Source organism: Acinetobacter sp. ASP199, from assembly GCF_022700675.1.
Classification (GTDB): Bacteria; Pseudomonadota; Gammaproteobacteria; order Pseudomonadales; family Moraxellaceae; genus Acinetobacter.
Genome location: NZ_CP062182.1, coordinates 18636 through 37402, shown reverse-complemented (window position 1 = coordinate 37402; position 18767 = coordinate 18636). Strand labels below are relative to the sequence as shown.

The window sequence follows — 18767 nt, the reverse complement described above, 5'->3', positions numbered from 1 at the left end:
AAGAGGTCTGTCCCTATTTTCTAGAAAGCCTATTTAAACTGCCAGGAAAGTAGAACTTTCTCTCATTATTATGTAGGTAAAGAAGCTAGAACTATTGATTAATTTTTATTTCATTCAGCCGATTAAGCTTCTGGCTAAAGATTTTCCAGTAAAAGATATTGCATAAAAACACAACAGCAAGACGAAACGTAAAGATTATGGCAATATATAGCCTCTTCGTATTTCCAAGCACCTGATTCGCCCATGAAGCTGCTCCGTCTAAATGCCTTATCGTCTCGCACAGCGTTACCTAAAACGGTAGTTACCATTGGTAATTTCGACGGCGTGCATTTAGGACATCAGGTTATGATCAAACAGCTCAAAGCAGTTGCAGAACAGCAGCAGCTGAAAAGTGTAGTGATGATCTTTGAACCGCAGCCACTGGAATATTTCAAAGGCTATGAAGCCCCACCGCGTATTTCGTCTTTACGTGAAAAGGTGGAATACCTGACTGAATTGGGTGTGGACTATATTGCGGTAGCGAAATTTGATGAAAATTTCCGTAACCTGAATGCAGTACAGTTTGCCGATATTCTGAAAGATAAACTGAATTCCGAGCATCTGGTGCTGGGTGATGATTTTCACTTTGGTAAACACCGTCAGGGCAATAGTGAATTCCTGCGTAACTATGGTTTTCAGGTCACCAATCTGGATACCGTGCAACTCGACGGCGAACGTGTCAGTTCGACCCGTATCCGTCAGACGCTACAAGCAGGTGATCTTGCCCTGGCTGCCAAACTCCTGGGACGTCCTTATAGCATCACTGGCCGGGTGCAGTATGGTGACCAGATCGGCCGCACCATTGATTTCCCGACTATTAATGTGCGTCTGAACCGTCACAAGCCTTGTCTGCATGGCATTTATGGCGTGGAAGTGGTGTGTGAAACCGAATCTTTAAAAGATAAAGCCATAGCTGGTGATGCAAGTAAAAAAGGCATTGCTGGCTATGATCCCACCGGCCTGTTTGGTGCTGGACATGTCGGGACTCGCCCGGCCATCCAGCAGCAGCAACCAGAATGGCGATTAGAAATACATTTCCCTGATGTTTCTGCTAATCTGTATGGCCTGTTGATGCGGGTGACATTCTTAAACTATTTGCATGGCGAAAAGAATTATCCTTCGCTTGAAGCCCTAAAAGCCGGAATTGATGACGATGTCGAGAAACTACTTGAGTTTCGTCGAAATCACCCCACTTTTCCCTTTTAATCCCCCATATTTTTATTGTAAAACGTGTCTGTCAAATGACAGATTGAATTGGAAGACAACTTGCATGAGCGATAAGCAAACTCCTGAAAATGCAGTGGATTACAAAGCCACGCTAAACCTCCCAGGTACTGACTTTGCAATGAAAGCAAATCTGGCAGTACGTGAAGCGAAATGGTTAGAAGAGTGGTATGCCGACAACATTTATCAGCAGATTCGTGCGTCGCGTATTGGCAAGAAAAAATATGTGCTTCATGACGGCCCTCCATATGCCAATGGTCAAATCCATTTAGGTCACGCGGTCAACAAAGTTCTGAAAGACATCATCATCAAAAGCCGTGTCATGGATGGTTTTGATGCACCATACGTACCGGGCTGGGACTGTCACGGTCTTCCGATTGAACTGAAAGTTGAAGAAAAAGTCGGTAAAGTTGGCGTTAAAGTTGATGCTTCAACTTTCCGTAAAGCTTGCCGTGAATATGCCTACACCCAAGTTGAATTACAGAAGAAAGACTTCGTGCGTATGGGCGTGTTCGGTGACTGGGATAACCCTTACCTGACCATGAACTTCAAACAGGAAGCAGATATTGTTCGCTCATTGGGTGCAATTGCCAAAGCCGGTCACATCGAGCCAGGTCTAAAACCAGTCAACTGGTGTCTGGATTGTGGTTCATCTCTGGCTGAAGCTGAAGTTGAATATGAAGATAAAAAATCTGACGCGATTGATGTTGGCTTTACAGTTGTCGATCTTGCAGATCTTTCAGCGCGTCTTGGTGTAGAAGTTAAAGACTCAACTGATATCGTGATCTGGACCACAACACCTTGGACGCTTCCTGCCAACCAGGCGGTTGCTTTACATGCTGAAATTGAATACCAGCTGGTAAAAGCTCGCGGTGAAGAAAAAGCAGATCAAAACTTTATCTTGGCCAAAGACCTGGTGGAATCTGCAACTGAACGCTACGGTTTTACTACGGTTGAAGTCATTGCCGATTTTACAGGTAGCAAACTTGAGAATCTGGTTCTACAGCATCCTTTAATTAGCGATCGTCAAGTGCCAGTCATTTTAGGCGAGCACGTGATTGCAACCAGTGGTACCGGTGCCGTACATACTGCACCTGGCCACGGTGTAGACGACTATAAAGTTGGTTTGTTATACAACCTGAAAGTGGATAACCCAGTCGGTGGCAACGGTGTGTATTTACCGACATCACCACTGTTTGCAGGCGAGCACATTTATAAAGCCAATCCGAAAATTATTGCGGCACTCGGTGAAGCCAATAAACTATGGGCGCATAAGCCGATCAAACATAGTTACCCACATTGCTGGCGCCATAAAACTCCAATTATCTTCCGTGCGACACCACAATGGTTCATCAGCATGGATGCTAAAGGCTTACGTCAAGGCGCATTGAATGCGATTGAAAATGAGATCAGCTTCGTGCCGGACTGGGGTAAAAACCGTATCCAAGCAATGATCGAAGGTCGTCCAGACTGGTGTATCTCACGTCAACGTACTTGGGGCGTGCCAATTCCATTCTTCGTACACAAAGATACCAACGAGCTGCACCCACGTACGCCTGAACTGATCGAAGAAGTTGCCAAACTGATTGAACAGGAAGGTATTGATGGCTGGTACAACCGTGATGCGCGTGAGTTTATCGGTGATGATGCTGAACAATACAATGCAGTACGCGATACCCTAGACGTATGGTTCGACTCTGGTACAACTCACTTTGCTGTACTGCGTGAACGTGAAGAACTACAAGATCCTGCGGATCTTTACCTTGAAGGTTCAGACCAACACCGCGGCTGGTTCCAGTCTTCATTGCTGACCTCTATGGCCATCAATGAACGTGCGCCATACAAAGGCTTGTTAACGCACGGCTTCGTGGTGGACGAGAAAGGCCGTAAGATGTCGAAATCATTGGGTAACATCATTACCCCGCAAGACATCATCAAAGATATGGGTGCAGATGGTTTACGCTTCTGGATCGCATCGGCAGACTACCGTTATGAAATGACTGCGGGTAAAGAAATCTTTAGCCGTGCATCAGACGGTTACCGTCGTATTCGTAACACGCTGCGTTTCTTGCTGGCGAACCTGAATGGCTTCAAACCTTCAACAGATGCCCTTCCTGTAGATCAATTGATCGCGCTTGATCAATACATCCTGCAACGTGCGGCTGAAGTTCAGGAAACTATTCAGAAAGCATACGAAGATATGAACTTCCATATCGTCACCAATGCCTTAACCAACTTCTGTATTAACGATTTAGGTGGTTTCTACTTAGACATCATCAAAGACCGTCAGTACACCACCAAAGCGGACTCAGCAGCACGTCACTCTGCACAAACTGCGTTGTATCACCTGGTACAAGCCTTTGTACGCTGGATGGCACCAATCTTGAGCTTTACTGCACAAGAAGCTTGGCCACTGATTCCTGAGCAATCAGAGAAATACGTGTTCACCGCTGAATGGTATGACATTCCAGTTGCTGCAACTGCGAACCTGGTGACTGAAGCTGAATGGCAAACTTTAATTGCGGTGAAATCTGCAGTGAACAAGTTTATTGAAGCGGCGCGTACTGAAAAAACTGTGGGTTCTAACCTGTCTGCCAAAGTTGAACTTTGGGCGACTGCTGAGCTTAAAGCGGTACTTGATAAGTTAGATGATGAGCTTCGTTTCGTTCTGATTACTTCGCAAGTGATCGTGAATGAATTTGATGCAGCACAAGGTGAAGCTTCTGATTTAGAAGGCTTGAATGTGAAAGTATCGGCGGCTGATGGCGAAAAATGTGTACGTTGCTGGCATGTACTTCCAGATGTAAATACACATGCTGCACATCCGGGTCTATGCGGTCGTTGTATTATCAACCTTCCTACAGGTCAAGGCGAAGAGAGAAAATATGCCTAATCCACAAAATAAAAAGGGCTTATTCCAATTCTATCCCCACAATTTGTGGTGGATAGGCTTGGCAATTGTGGCAATCATTCTGGATCAATGGACCAAATGGATTGCGGTATCAAATCTGAATTATGCAGATCCAGTACCGGTACTGCCCTTTTTAAATTGGACATTACTACATAACTATGGCGCAGCTTTTAGTTTCTTGTCCGATGCCGGTGGATGGCAACGTTATTTCTTTACCTCGCTTGCAGGTTTAGTGTCTGTGATTTTTGTGTTCTGGCTGATGCGTATGCCAAAGAGCATAAAAGTGTTGCCACTGGCAATCGCCCTCATCTTAGGTGGTGCAGTGGGTAACCTGATTGACCGTGTGTCATTGGGTTATGTGGTGGACTTCATTCATATCTACTACAACAACAGTCACTTCCCTGCATTTAATATTGCAGACAGTGCCATTACTTTAGGTACTATTTTAATGCTGATTGACACCTTCTTCTTGGAAGGCAAACGCAATCAACAGCAGGCGAAACAACATGACTGATTTTATTAATCCTAACGAGGAAACTCGTATTGAAGCTGGCGCCAGAGTCGAGCTGCATTTCTCAGTCGCTATTGAAAATGGCGTTGAAATTGACAATACCCGCAGTCGTGCTGAACCAGTCAGTCTGGTGATGGGCGATGGTAGCTTGCTGCCAGGCTTTGAAAAAGCGCTGTTCGGTTTACGCGCTGGTGACCGTCGTACCGTAAGTCTTCCTCCAGAAGATGCTTTCGGTCCATGGAATCCTGAAAACGTACAAAAATTTGATACTGTGAAATTTGGCGAACGTCCAATTGAAGGTCACATGATTGAGTTTGAAGACAAAGCTAAACAAAGCCTGTATGGCGTGGTAAAAACTGTCGGTGATGACATCACTGAAGTAGATTTCAACCACCCGCTGGCTGGCAAGAATATTACTTTTGAAGTAGAAATCTTTAAAGTAACTCCAGCCGGTCAACAAGGTGTGAAATTGATGTAAGCATCATTTCACGACAAAGCGCCTTCGGGCGCTTTTTTTATGGCGCAGATATCAAGATACAAATCATGCCTATTCATCCCTGCTCATTCTGATTAATTTACATTTAGTGAAGCAATGACAGGATAATAAGATGAAGATTTACATCATTGTAGGCAGTATTCGCGAAGGACGTGTGGCGATCAAAGTAGCTGACTGGATCTTTAAACAAATTAAAACTTATCACTTCAGTACCGTGGAAGCTGAAATTGTCGATCTGAAAGAATGGGATCTACCAATATTTTCTGGGGCACATCCTCCACTTACCGGTATTTATGACCAGCCTAAACAGCAGGAATGGGCTGATTTTATTACACTGGCAGACGCCATTATTTTTATCAGCCCGGAATATAACCATGGCTATAGTCCAGCCCTGAAAAATGCCCTGGATTATCTGGGTAAGGAATGGCAAGGAAAACCGGCGGCTTATGTCGGCTATGGTGTGACCAATGGCTCGCGTTCTATCGACCAGATCCGTCAGGTCGGTACCCAGCTTGGTTTAGTAGATACCAATGCCGTGATAGAAATCCGTGATATTTTCAGTCGAGCTAAGGACTATACCTTTGAAGGGAATGAATTTGATAATAAAACCCTGCGAAATGTGGTAAATAAACTGATTCAGTATGTCAGTGCATAAGTTACCGCCGACAGCCTCGTCCGTTTTAGCTTACAAGCCAAGCAGAAATCACTGCTATTTGCCTATAAATATACACGCTATATTAAAGCCATCACCGGACAGGATGTCCAATTGCGATATAAGAATAAGAAAAAGCGCATCACAACAGGAAGTTGCCAGATCCGACAGGGAGTCAGATCTTCACAGCAAATCCAGAAGGCCTCGACAGGATGTCGGGGCCTTTTACTTTATGGGTTTTCTATAAGTTTAAGTACTCCCGCTATCCTGCTGCAAATTGCAGCACCCCTGTACGCTGTAGCGCACAAACATTGGGGAGAATTGAGACTATACCGGACCCTTACTTCCCCTTATAGTGAAGACATACAGGACAGGATGTCTTGAAGAATAAAAAACAATAAATGCAGCAGGAAGCTGATCGGTATGACAGGAGTTATACCTTGGTCAATGAATCTGGAAAAGCCCTGACAGGATGTCAGGGCTTTTCTCTTATATATCTATAAGCATATTTCATTCTTATACAAAAAAAGAGGATGCTAAAGAATCCTCTTTTTTTAAACTCAGAACTTAAAGCGCTGTGAGCTTTAATAAACGTGCCTGAGGGCCATCTTCAATCACCCAGATGCCCCCATCCTCAGCCTGTACTGCGCCACGAATCCGTGCTTTCATATCCAGCCGTTGCACTTCTTTTGCAGGTTGCTGCATCGTATCTACAATAACAATTGCCTTGGAAGAAAGACCTGTGGCTATCGCTTTATTTTGCCATTGTGGGAACATTTGTCCGGTATAGAAGTTCAGGTCAGATGGAGAGATTACGGGTGTCCAGTCCAGTGCAGGTGCTTCAAATTCAGGCCGGGTACTGTGATCTGGAATTGGTTTGCCATCATAATGATCACCATTAGACACAATCGGATAGCCATAATTCTTGCCCTTGATGACCTTATTCAGCTCATCTCCACCTTTAGGCCCCATTTCAATCACCCAGAGCTGCCCTTGTGGATCAAAAGCCAGTCCTAGAGGATTTCGGTGTCCCAAGCTCCAGATCTGCTTGGCAATTTCACCCTGATTCATAAAGGGATTATCTTGCGGTATCGAACCATCAGCATTCAGGCGAATAATCTTGCCAGTATTGGACTTCATATCTTGTGCAGGATCAAACTGTTGACGTTCACCCGAGCTGATCCAGAGCTTAGTATCTGAGCCAAAGACAATCCGGTGTCCATAATGACCCTGCCCCGAAGAAAACTTGGGAACCTGTGTCCAGATTTTTTCGATTTGGGTCAGTTTTGGTGTACTCTGCTTCAAATCCAGCTTGCCACGAACCACCACTGCACCATAGCCGCCTTGGCCCTGCTCAGCATAGCTCAGATAGATCCATGAATTATTGGCGAAATCAGGATGCAGCGCGACATCACCCAAGCCCCCCTGACCGCCATAGGCCACTTTTGGAATACCTTTAATTTCAGTCTTTTTCTTGGTCTGTGGATCAAATAAGTACAGTCTGCCTTTACGCTCGGTAATCAGTAGACGAACATCATTTAAAGGTGCTATGGCCCAAGGTTCATTGAACTGGGCAATATTATTGACCTTATAGGCTTGCTGTACTTGAGCGGAAGAGGAGGAAGCTACGGGTTGAGAAGTGGATTTTGTCTGCTCTGGACTCTTATTGAGTTCCTGCGACGTCTTGTCCTGTGCATGACAGGCAGTCAGACTATAAGGGATAAAGCCTAAACACAACATTGCTGCGAGATGAACCTGTTTCATTGTTATTCTACATACTTATTAAAACGAATAACCCACAATTTAGCATCTCAAACGCTCACTAAAAGCATAAAAAGGTTAACAATCGTAAACGGAGATGATAGCTGACTTAGATAAATGATGACTGTATTATAAAGCTGAGTATGAATCAGGCTGAGCCATATGACATAAAAAAGAAATATTCTATTACCAGTACAACATCTGACTATTAAATAGCGTTTAATCAGCAGTGAAAATGTGATTTTCTTTAAATTCTAAAGTCCACGCATAAAAAAACACCCCCTGTTGTCAGGGGGTGTTTTTGAATTAATGAGCTGGCGATGACTTACTCTCACATGGGTAACCCCACACTACCATCAGCGCTAAGAGGTTTCACTTCTGAGTTCGGGAAGGGATCAGGTGGTTCACTCTTGCTATTGTCGCCAGCACAACTGTTTATGGATACTCGCTAGGTCTTATTTAGATGCCTTGCTTTCTACCAAATGAGTTATTAACAGAGATACTTGAGTCAATCTAAGGTGTTCATTTTATCTAGCTTGATCACTAAATCAAGTTGCTTTGATTAATATGAAATCAATTGATGCTTTATATACAACTGTTTGGGTGTTGTATAGTCAAGCCTCACGAGCAATTAGTATTGGTCAGCTTCATGTATCACTACACTTCCACATCCAACCTATCAACGTCGTAGTCTTCAACGGCTCTTTAGGTGACATAAAGTCACAGGGAAATCTTATCTTGAGGTAGGCTTCCCGCTTAGATGCTTTCAGCGGTTATCCCTTCCGAACATAGCTACCCGGCGATGCGACTGGCGTCACAACCGGTACACCAGAGGTTCGTCCACTCTGGTCCTCTCGTACTAGGAGCAGATCCTCTCAAATTTCCAGCGCCCACGGTAGATAGGGACCGAACTGTCTCACGACGTTCTAAACCCAGCTCGCGTACCTCTTTAAATGGCGAACAGCCATACCCTTGGGACCTGCTTCAGCCCCAGGATGAGATGAGCCGACATCGAGGTGCCAAACACCGCCGTCGATATGAACTCTTGGGCGGTATCAGCCTGTTATCCCCAGAGTACCTTTTATCCGTTGAGCGATGGCCCTTCCATACAGAACCACCGGATCACTAAGACCTACTTTCGTACCTGCTCGACTTGTGGGTCTCGCAGTTAAGCGCGCTTTTGCCTTTATACTCTACGCGTGATTTCCGACCACGCTGAGCGCACCTTCGTACTCCTCCGTTACTCTTTAGGAGGAGACCGCCCCAGTCAAACTACCCACCAGACATGGTCCTCGCTCCAGATAATGGAGCAGAGTTAGAACCTCAATATTACCAGGGTGGTATTTCAAGGACGGCTCCATGGCAACTAGCGTCGCCACTTCAAAGCCTCCCACCTATCCTACACAAGTAAGATCAAAGTTCAATGTCAAGCTGCAGTAAAGGTTCACGGGGTCTTTCCGTCTAGCCGCGGGTACACCGCATCTTCACGGCGATTTCGATTTCACTGAGCCTCTGCTGGAGACAGCGCCCCCATCATTATGCCATTCGTGCAGGTCGGAACTTACCCGACAAGGAATTTCGCTACCTTAGGACCGTTATAGTTACGGCCGCCGTTTACTGGGGCTTCGATCAATAGCTTCGCTTGCGCTAACCACATCAATTAACCTTCCAGCACCGGGCAGGCATCACACCCTATACGTCCACTTTCGTGTTTGCAGAGTGCTATGTTTTTAATAAACAGTTGCAGGGGCCTGGTTTCTGAGGCTGTCGACAGCTCAAGGAGCAAGTCCTATCACCATCAACAGCGTACCTTCTCCCGAAGTTACGGTACCATTTTGCCTAGTTCCTTCAGCAGAGTTCTCTCAAGCGCTTTGGTCTACTCGACCTGACCACCTGTGTCGGTTTCGGGTACGATTCCTGTTTAACTGAAGCTTAGAGACTTTTCCTGGAAGTATGGTATCAGCCACTTCACTGTACAAGTACAGCTTGCTATCAGTTCTCAGCATAGAGTACCCCGGATTTGCCTAAGATACATGCCTACAACCTTCCACCTGGACAACCAACGCCAGGCTGACTTAACCTTCTCCGTCCTCTCATCGCATTAAACAGAAGTATTGGAATATTAACCAATTTCCCATCGACTACGCCTCTCGGCCTCGCCTTAGGGGTCGACTCACCCAGCCCCGATTAACGTTGGACTGGAACCCTTGGTCTTTCAGCGAGCGGGTTTTTCACCCGCTTTGTCGTTACTCACGTCAGCATTCGCACTTCTGATACCTCCAGCAGACTTCTCAATCCACCTTCATCGGCTTACAGAACGCTCCCCTACCACTTGCAATAAATTGCAAATCCGCAGCTTCGGCATATAGTTTTAGCCCCGTTACATCTTCCGCGCAGGCCGACTCGACTAGTGAGCTATTACGCTTTCTTTAAAGGGTGGCTGCTTCTAAGCCAACCTCCTAGCTGTCTATGCCTTCCCACATCGTTTCCCACTTAACTATAATTTAGGGGCCTTAGCTGGCGGTCTGGATTGTTTTCCTCTTGACTACGGACGTTAGCACCCGCAGTCTGTCTCCCGGATAGTACTCATTGGTATTCGGAGTTTGCATCGGTTTGGTAAGTCGGGATGACCCCCTAGCCGAAACAGTGCTCTACCCCCAATGGTATTCGTCCGAGGCGCTACCTAAATAGCTTTCGGGGAGAACCAGCTATCACCGAGTTTGATTAGCCTTTCACCCCTATCCACAAGTCATCCCCTGGCTTTTCAACGACAGTGGGTTCGGTCCTCCAGTCAGTGTTACCTAACCTTCAACCTGCTCATGGATAGATCACCCGGTTTCGGGTCTATACCCAGCAACTAAACGCCCTATTAAGACTCGGTTTCCCTACGGCTCCCCTATACGGTTAACCTTGCTACTGAATATAAGTCGCTGACCCATTATACAAAAGGTACGCAGTCACCGAACAAGTCGGCTCCCACTGCTTGTATGCATGCGGTTTCAGGATCTATTTCACTCCCCTCACAGGGGTTCTTTTCGCCTTTCCCTCACGGTACTGGTTCACTATCGGTCAGTCAGGAGTATTTAGCCTTGGAGGATGGTCCCCCCATATTCAGACAAGGTTTCACGTGCCTCGCCCTACTCGACATCATCATATCAGCCCTTTCGTGTACAGGACTATCACCCACTATGGTTGCACTTCCCAGAGCATTCCACTAAAACTGATATGACTTAATGGGCTGTTCCCCGTTCGCTCGCCGCTACTGAGGGAATCTCAATTGATTTCTTTTCCTAGAGGTACTGAGATGTTTCACTTCCCTCCGTTCGCCTCATTAACCTATGTATTCAGTTAATGATACCTGGCTTATACCAGGTGGGTTTCCCCATTCAGACATCTCCGGATCACAGGATATTTGCCGCCTCCCCGGAGCTTTTCGCAGGCTATCACGTCTTTCATCGCCTCTGACTGCCAAGGCATCCACCACATGCACTTAATTACTTGACTATACAACCCCAAACAGTCGTTTGTTCCTACAAGTAGAACAACCAACATAACAGTTTAGTGTCTTGTGAACTTAATCACTGTACAGCTTCAATTAGATTCATATACCAAAACGCTTGATTCAGTTTAATCGCTAGAACTCATTTCATTCAACTTTCACAATTGCTTGTTAGGTTGTTTAAAACGAGTTTGAACAAATTATTTCAACTCAAATATATTCTGTTAATGATTTCTCTAGCCTTCGTCAGGTCTAGATGCTGTGATAAATCACAGAATTTAATAAGATGCGCATATTACGCCAACTTCTTACTAAATTCTATAATCTAACAAACCGTTTGCTTATTACGTAGTCTTTCAACTGCGCGAAGCGTAGCTTCTTGCTTAAATTTCAAGGAAAAGCATGCTTTTCTTGTCTTGAAATTTGGTGGAGACTAGGAGAGTCGAACTCCTGACCTCCTGCGTGCAAAGCAGGCGCTCTACCAACTAAGCTAAGTCCCCAGCTTATCAATAAGTCAATGTTTCTGATTTCTTCACTCTGCAATTGCTTGCTTGTCGTTAGTGGTGGGTCTGACAAGACTTGAACTTGTGACCCCACGCTTATCAAGCGTGTGCTCTAACCAACTGAGCTACAGACCCTCAGATACATCGTCATGAAGAACAACTTGTTGTGGATTCTTACCAATCGTCAATCTTTCGTTAAGGAGGTGATCCAGCCGCAGGTTCCCCTACGGCTACCTTGTTACGACTTCACCCCAGTCATCGGCCACACCGTGGTAAGCGTCCTCCTTACGGTTAGACTACCTACTTCTGGTGCAACAAACTCCCATGGTGTGACGGGCGGTGTGTACAAGGCCCGGGAACGTATTCACCGCGGCATTCTGATCCGCGATTACTAGCGATTCCGACTTCACGCAGTCGAGTTGCAGACTGCGATCCGGACTACGATCGGCTTTTTGAGATTAGCATCCTCTCGCGAGGTAGCAACCCTTTGTACCGACCATTGTAGCACGTGTGTAGCCCTGGCCGTAAGGGCCATGATGACTTGACGTCGTCCCCGCCTTCCTCCAGTTTGTCACTGGCAGTATCCTTAAAGTTCCCGGCATAACCCGCTGGCAAATAAGGAAAAGGGTTGCGCTCGTTGCGGGACTTAACCCAACATCTCACGACACGAGCTGACGACAGCCATGCAGCACCTGTATCTAAGTTCCCGAAGGCACCAATCCATCTCTGGAAAGTTCTTAGTATGTCAAGGCCAGGTAAGGTTCTTCGCGTTGCATCGAATTAAACCACATGCTCCACCGCTTGTGCGGGCCCCCGTCAATTCATTTGAGTTTTAGTCTTGCGACCGTACTCCCCAGGCGGTCTACTTATCGCGTTAGCTGCGCCACTAAAGCCTCAAAGGCCCCAACGGCTAGTAGACATCGTTTACGGCATGGACTACCAGGGTATCTAATCCTGTTTGCTCCCCATGCTTTCGTACCTCAGCGTCAGTATTAGGCCAGATGGCTGCCTTCGCCATCGGTATTCCTCCAGATCTCTACGCATTTCACCGCTACACCTGGAATTCTACCATCCTCTCCCATACTCTAGCTTTCCAGTATCGAATGCAATTCCTAAGTTAAGCTCAGGGATTTCACATCCGACTTAAAAAGCCGCCTACGCACGCTTTACGCCCAGTAAATCCGATTAACGCTCGCACCCTCTGTATTACCGCGGCTGCTGGCACAGAGTTAGCCGGTGCTTATTCTGCGAGTAACGTCCAAACATCTAGAGTATTAATCTAGAGTTCCTCCTCCTCGCTTAAAGTGCTTTACAACCAAAAGGCCTTCTTCACACACGCGGCATGGCTGGATCAGGCTTCCGCCCATTGTCCAATATTCCCCACTGCTGCCTCCCGTAGGAGTCTGGGCCGTGTCTCAGTCCCAGTGTGGCGGATCATCCTCTCAGACCCGCTACAGATCGTCGCCTTGGTAGGCCTTTACCCCACCAACTAGCTAATCCGACTTAGGCTCATCTACTAGCGCAAGGCCCGAAGGTCCCCTGCTTTCTCCCGTAGGACGTATGCGGTATTAGCGTTCCTTTCGGAACGTTGTCCCCCACTAATAGGCAGATTCCTAAGCATTACTCACCCGTCCGCCGCTAAGATCCAGTAGCAAGCTACCTTCACCCCGCTCGACTTGCATGTGTTAAGCCTGCCGCCAGCGTTCAATCTGAGCCATGATCAAACTCTTCAGTTTAAAATCAATAGTACATATAGTGTACCAATCTTGGCTCATCAATTACTGACAAAAAATTTGCTCAAATAAACTTCGAGAAATTTCTACCAATTATCAATGAAAATATATTCGATTGATCAACCAGTAAAAATCCACACAAGTTGTTCTTCATAATCTCTTAATGATCTTTCTAACACCTCGTCAGTGCTAGAAGCTGGACTTGAAACACTTAACAACTCAGCAATCTGCTTCGTTCGTTTCCGTGTATCTCGTCGGTATGGGTGCATTATAGGGCAATTTCCTACACGTGCAAGTGCTTTTCACTGACACAAATCACGAGTGTACTATTTTTATGCACCAATATGAATCATTTTCACTCTATTATTCACATAAACACATGATTATAAAATAAAAATACCCATAAAATATTTCTGCATCATTTTTTACTTATTTTTGTGGGCTTGCTGTTTTAATGCTCACGCTATTAATAATAACGGGTTTTAGCGGCACATTTTGATGCATTCCATAGTTGGCAGTCGCTACACCAGCAATTTTATCAACCACATCCATACCTTTAGTGACTTTGCCAAACACCGCATAACCCGCATTCATACGAGAACGGTTCAAAAAGTTATTATCGACCAGATTCACAAAGAACTGAGAACGGGCTGAATCTGGCTGGTTCATACGTGCCATAGCCAAGGTGCCACGCGTGTTGGTTAAACCGTTATAGGATTCATTCTTAATGGACGACTTATTATTTGGCTTTTCCACCATATTCGCATCAAAGCCTCCACCCTGTACCATAAAGCCAGGAATCACCCGGTGGAAGATGGTGCCTTTATAAAAGTTATCTTTGACATAGGCTTCAAAGTTCTTGGCAGAGATCGGTGCTTTATCGTCATAAAGCTCAATTTCGATATTCCCCACAGAAGTTTTCATTTCAACTATTGAGTTGGCAGCCAGTACCGGTAAAGATAAAGCGGTTAAAGCTATTGCATATAATGGTTTTTTTAACATTTTTTAACTCATCTACTTAGAAGTAATGGTTGAGAATGAAGCTATATTAATCTTTGATACCCATTAATGCATTACCCTAACCGACCAATTACAAGAGAATAAGCATGAACGTGCACCGTTTGCAGGAGAAAAATATTCATCAGTTTCCTCCCTGGCATTTACAGGGAGAAGGTTTTATTTTGAATTATTGGATCACACCACATTTTATTCGTGAATCTCGAAACTTTGGAATTGCCCCCTCCCCACTGGGTCGTGTTGTACAAGTCATGCTGGTGCGTTATCACCATTCTCCTGTAGGTCCTTATGATGAACTGCTGATTATGGATCATCCCTTAATAAGTCGCAGACGTCTGTCTACCATTCCAAAGATTTATGTTTCTACCCAAGAATCTATTGTGCATGGTCAACATTTATGGGGTATTCCAAAGGAATATGCAGAATTTGAATGGCAGGAACAGGGACAGGAAGTGATTTGCCGTATTACACATCAGGGGCAAAGCATGACTGTCCACCTGAAAAAATCCAAATCACCACGTTCTTTCTATTTAAATAGTCACCATCTTCCGACTTCCATGTTAAAGATCCGACAAACCTGGAAATCGGTACATTATCAGTTTAGCCCGCAATTCCGTGGTTATCTTTCCAAACTTGCTCAGGCAGAGTGGCAAAACACGCAATCGATTTTCCCGGATTTTTCCCGAGCCAAATATATACAAAGCTTTTATGTACCTAAATTCAACTTGGTCTTCCCTGAAGCCAAGCTACATAAAAAGTAAAAAGGTGTTTCACGTGAAACACCTTTTCTAAGTTTTGCTCTATGCCTGGTATAAATAACTTTTAACTATGCTTATCCCAGAACTTGCGGAAGTGTTTGCTCATCTCAATGACATTCTTTTTGGCGCGTCTTGAAATAGTGGTCAGATTAATAAAGCCATGTGCCTGATCAGCATAGTCATGATAATGCACTTTCACCCCATGCTGACGCAGCTTATGGGCATAGATAGTTCCTTCATCATGCAGCACATCATGGCCTGCAGTAATCAGATAAGCTGGTGGTAAATTTTTCAGGTTGCCATAGGTCGGTGAAATCAGCGGATCATCCAATGCAACCTCATGTCGTTCCGCATAATGATAAGCCACCAATTCGATATCACCATCAGTGAGTACCAGACCATCTTTATAAGCAAAATAAGAAGGATGACGGCTTTTAAAGTCCATCGCTGGATAAATCAATAGTTGAGCCTGAGGCACATAAATCTTATCTGCACTGCGCTGAGCTACGACTGCCGCTAGATTGCCACCCGCACTGTCCCCTGCGACTGCAATACGTTTTTTTAGAATTCTGAGCTGCTTGCTGTGTTGATGTGCCCAAGCCAATGCATCCTCGCAAACTTGAACCATTTGTGAAGGATGATGCTCCGGCGCCAAAGGATAAGCCACACTTAATACCTGCGCATTCGCATGTTTGGCCAGCAAACGACAATACTCATCATGGGTGTCTAGACTACCAATCAGGAAGCCACCTCCATGATAGAACATAATTAAAGGCAACTTTTTAGCTGGAGCCGGGTGATAGTGACGTGCCTGTACGATGCCACTGTGCAAAGCTAACTGGATATCTTCAACCTGGCGAATGGCAGTCGGTTTGGATTTTAGCAACTGCATGCTCTGTTCAAAGAAAATGCGTGACTGCGCGATATCTTCGCTAACTATTCCAGCCTTGCCCTGTTTTAACTGCACGGCCATCAGACATTTTATAAAAGGATCAAGTTCAGGATAGTCATAAGGATAATCCAGACTTCTGACAATTCTTTCCTGAGCAATTTTAGGCAATCGGTCCAGCAGGCGCGCTGCTACCCCTTGACCCTTGTCCATCATGGCCTGTAGTTGCTGACTAGATATCACCATTACTTCGCATCCTTATTCGTTTAATTCTTCATATTTTCTACATGATCAGGGTGTATTTTGACCATATTCTTATATAAGTGCCTACATCGACATACAAATTTAGGTAGATCAATAAGCTAATCTGATTTTATCCCCCTGTCATTGACAATTTAAGCTGCCTAATAGGCGTAAATTGTAGGATTGACCTTAACAAGGAGTGCTCACCTATGGCTGGAAAACTGATATTCGTGTCAATTGCGACGAGCTTATTGGCTGTAGGTTGTGTCGCATTCCCTGAAGATGATTACTATGACGGACGTTATAATAAAGCGTATGACTATCGCTATGACCGCGACTACCGTTATGACAACCGCTATGACCGGCAGCGTTGGGAATATGAGCAGCAACGACGATTACAGCAGGAACGTCGCCGAACTGAACTGGAACGTCAGCGGCTAGAGCAACAGCGTCGCCAGTTGAATGATCAACGTAGAAAACAGATTGAATTGGATCGTAGACGTCAGCAGGAACGCCAGCGTATTGAACAGCAACGCAAAAAAGTCAGCAGCAACCAGGCGGCTAGAAACCGAGCCGAGGCAGAACGTAAAAAACGTGGACAGCAGGCCGATGCACGTCGCCGGACAGCTGAACAACAGCAACGTCGTAAAGCTGAACAGAACCGTAATGAACGTGATAAACGCTGGCAGGACTCACGCCGCTAGAATTGCAAGGTTGATCTAGATAATTGCAAGCTATCCTAAAACAGTTTCTGACCCAGATAAATTTTATCTATAACAAAGCCCGATCTCGGGCTTTTTTAATGTCTTTATAAATAGAAATAAATTTTAGATTGTTCTTCTAGAATAAAATTTCTGATGTATTTTTCTTTAGGCGATTTATAAAGGCTTATGTTTAAACCAACTTCTTCTTGTTTATTTGCTTCTCAACAAACTTTTAAAGAACTTCCTGTTCAAGATAAATAAATAGCAGATGGATTTGAGCACTTTACTCAGCCAACATTGCCTTGAATGCATACAGGATTTCACTTAGAGCCTTCCTGTAAGGATTTGATAACAGGAAAATGAGAATAAAATTATTAAATTTTACGCAAAAAAAAAGCTTATCTAGAGAGGATAAGCTTGAAAAACACATTTCAAAATAAGAAGAAACTACAGCGATAGAATCTGAAATGAATAATACGGAGTTGATCATTTTTTGTGAAATACTTTATTGCTTAGTGATTAATCGCTTTTATGTCTAAAAAACAGCCAGCAGGAAATTCAGGCAAAAAAATAACTGAGTCTTGGGGTACTCAGCTATAAATAGGCAAAACGAATCAGACACTGTAACCAGGCTCAGCTCCCTCCTGCTGAACCAAGTCACCGTTGATAAAGCTATCATGGTTCTTTTGATCTAATTTTTTAAAAAAGATAAATATTATTTATATCTAAAAATACGGTTCAACAGTTTTTATAAGTAAAAACATTATTTTAATAGACCTCTTGCGAAAGTTGTTATTGCAAGTTGATTCGGTTTACCAGTGCAGCAATTAAGTTCATGCGTAAACCGAATCTTTTCCGTCTATTTCGATAGCGTTCACTTAAGATTCTAAATGTTTTCAATTGACTATTAATGTGTTCGATCACAACGCGTATTTTTCCAATCATTTTATTGTACTTTTTCTCAACTTCAAATAAAGGAAAATTCTTCTTTTTCTTAATGGGCATCAATAATTTAAAGCCATCTTGCTCTAATCCGTAGTACCCTAAATCAGTCATAACATATTCACAATGTTTGAATTTCTTAACCGTTTTCCTTGCCAATTTAATGTCATGCTGACTGCCATACGATATATCTAATCCTATGATTTGTTTACTCTTAGGATGGTAGATCACTTGGGCTTTAAGCGTATGTTTCTTCTTTTTACCACTATAGAACTTACTCTGATTTTTTTTTCGGGCGTTCTATTGAACATTCTGTCGCATCAATAATGACCCAGTTAAAGCGTTCGTCTGTTGTGGTAAGGCTTCGTTTTGGCAGAGTAAAACGTCTTGATCTCATTAAGGCATCTTCAACCTTTTTAATGGTTCGGTTCACATTACTTTCAGCGATATGATAGTGTGCTGCTAACTCCAATTGAGTGCTATAATTTCGTAAGTAATTGAGTGTTAATAACAATTGATCCTCTATAGCTAAAGTATGAGGACGGCCTGATTTCTTTTTGAGTGATTCTGCTTTTTCTAAAACCTCGACCATTTCGGTAAAAACTGCTCGAGGTACGCCAACCAAGCGCTTGAATTCAGAATCTGAAAAACGGTTTAAGTTCTGATATCTCATGAAATCTATATGGGGATGGTTTTTACTTTCGCAAGAGATCTAATGAATACTCTATTTTCTGAAGACTAATTTAAGTGCTTAATCCTTCATCTTTAATTTCATGATCAAGATCAAAACTGATTAAAATTCCTGAGGTTTCATCCTCAAAAACAGAAAAATTATCTATTTTTTCTCATTTAAATCCGGTTTGAGATAAGAGAAACACGGACTTT

Annotated in this window: 11 protein-coding genes, 2 tRNA genes and 3 rRNA genes; 7 read left to right on the top strand and 9 right to left on the bottom strand. The window is 44.2% G+C overall.

Going from position 1 to position 18767, the window contains the following annotated elements; genetic code table 11:
• Positions 1 to 243 precede the first annotated feature (243 nt).
• The 5 genes from ribF (at position 244) to IHE35_RS00135 (ending at position 5836) form a co-directional block, all read left to right on the top strand.
• Entirely contained in the window at positions 244 to 1245 is a 1002-nt protein-coding gene (gene ribF, locus IHE35_RS00155) for a bifunctional riboflavin kinase/FAD synthetase (RefSeq protein WP_242788358.1), read from the top strand.
• 64 nt (positions 1246 to 1309) lie between these two features.
• A complete protein-coding gene (gene ileS, locus IHE35_RS00150) occupies positions 1310 to 4156 on the top strand; it encodes an isoleucine--tRNA ligase (RefSeq protein ID WP_242788357.1) in 2847 nt (948 codons plus the stop codon).
• Positions 4149 to 4688, top strand: coding sequence for a signal peptidase II (lspA, locus tag IHE35_RS00145; protein ID WP_242788356.1), 540 nt, complete (start codon positions 4149 to 4151; stop codon positions 4686 to 4688). The genes ileS and lspA overlap by 8 nt, the downstream gene beginning before the upstream one ends.
• A complete protein-coding gene (locus IHE35_RS00140) occupies positions 4681 to 5163 on the top strand; it encodes a peptidylprolyl isomerase (protein ID WP_242788355.1) in 483 nt (160 codons plus the stop codon). The genes lspA and IHE35_RS00140 overlap by 8 nt, the downstream gene beginning before the upstream one ends.
• 130 nt (positions 5164 to 5293) lie before the next feature.
• A complete protein-coding gene (locus IHE35_RS00135; RefSeq protein ID WP_242788354.1) occupies positions 5294 to 5836 on the top strand; it encodes an NAD(P)H-dependent oxidoreductase in 543 nt (180 codons plus the stop codon).
• Positions 5837 to 6400: 564 nt separating this feature from the next.
• On the opposite strand, the gene IHE35_RS00130 is transcribed toward IHE35_RS00135, so the two are convergent.
• The 7 genes from IHE35_RS00130 to IHE35_RS00100 form a co-directional block, all read right to left on the bottom strand.
• The gene (locus IHE35_RS00130; protein ID WP_242788353.1) at positions 6401 to 7597 is read right to left on the bottom strand and encodes a PQQ-dependent sugar dehydrogenase; all 1197 of its coding nucleotides are present in this window, start codon (positions 7595 to 7597) and stop codon (positions 6401 to 6403) included.
• Positions 7598 to 7906: 309 nt separating this feature from the next.
• Positions 7907 to 8021 (bottom strand): 5S ribosomal RNA (gene rrf / locus IHE35_RS00125).
• A 183-nt stretch (positions 8022 to 8204) separates the two neighbouring features.
• Positions 8205 to 11098: ribosomal RNA gene (locus IHE35_RS00120) — 23S ribosomal RNA — on the bottom strand.
• A 419-nt stretch (positions 11099 to 11517) separates the two neighbouring features.
• A tRNA-Ala gene (locus IHE35_RS00115) sits at positions 11518 to 11593 on the bottom strand.
• Between the two features lie 61 nt (positions 11594 to 11654).
• A tRNA-Ile gene (locus IHE35_RS00110) sits at positions 11655 to 11731 on the bottom strand.
• A gap of 61 nt (positions 11732 to 11792) precedes the next feature.
• A 16S ribosomal RNA gene (locus IHE35_RS00105) occupies positions 11793 to 13332 on the bottom strand.
• Together the 16S, 23S and 5S rRNA genes with 2 tRNA genes alongside form the textbook arrangement of a ribosomal RNA operon.
• A gap of 426 nt (positions 13333 to 13758) precedes the next feature.
• Positions 13759 to 14331 carry a peptidylprolyl isomerase gene (locus IHE35_RS00100; protein WP_242788352.1) on the bottom strand — a complete coding sequence of 191 codons (573 nt, stop codon included), beginning with the start codon at positions 14329 to 14331 and terminating at the stop codon, positions 13759 to 13761.
• A gap of 104 nt (positions 14332 to 14435) precedes the next feature.
• On the opposite strand from IHE35_RS00100, the gene IHE35_RS00095 reads away from it, so the two are divergent.
• A complete protein-coding gene (locus IHE35_RS00095) occupies positions 14436 to 15107 on the top strand; it encodes an acetoacetate decarboxylase family protein (protein ID WP_242788350.1) in 672 nt (223 codons plus the stop codon).
• A 61-nt stretch (positions 15108 to 15168) separates the two neighbouring features.
• On the opposite strand, the gene IHE35_RS00090 is transcribed toward IHE35_RS00095, so the two are convergent.
• Positions 15169 to 16239 carry an alpha/beta hydrolase gene (locus tag IHE35_RS00090; RefSeq protein ID WP_242788348.1) on the bottom strand — a complete coding sequence of 357 codons (1071 nt, stop codon included), beginning with the start codon at positions 16237 to 16239 and terminating at the stop codon, positions 15169 to 15171.
• Between the two features lie 206 nt (positions 16240 to 16445).
• Between IHE35_RS00090 and IHE35_RS00085 the strand changes: the two genes are divergently transcribed.
• Positions 16446 to 16940 (top strand): hypothetical protein, encoded by a 495-nt coding sequence (locus tag IHE35_RS00085; RefSeq protein WP_242788347.1) that lies wholly within the window; start codon positions 16446 to 16448, stop codon positions 16938 to 16940.
• A 792-nt stretch (positions 16941 to 17732) separates the two neighbouring features.
• Here the strand turns inward: IHE35_RS00085 and IHE35_RS00080 are convergent.
• Positions 17733 to 18555, bottom strand: a protein-coding gene (locus IHE35_RS00080; RefSeq protein WP_242786769.1) for an IS5 family transposase whose coding sequence is annotated in 2 segments (ribosomal slippage) — positions 17733 to 18173 and positions 18175 to 18555 — 822 coding nt in all. Because the reading frame shifts where the segments join, the coding sequence is not laid out codon by codon here.
• Between the last annotated feature and the right edge of the window lie 212 nt (positions 18556 to 18767).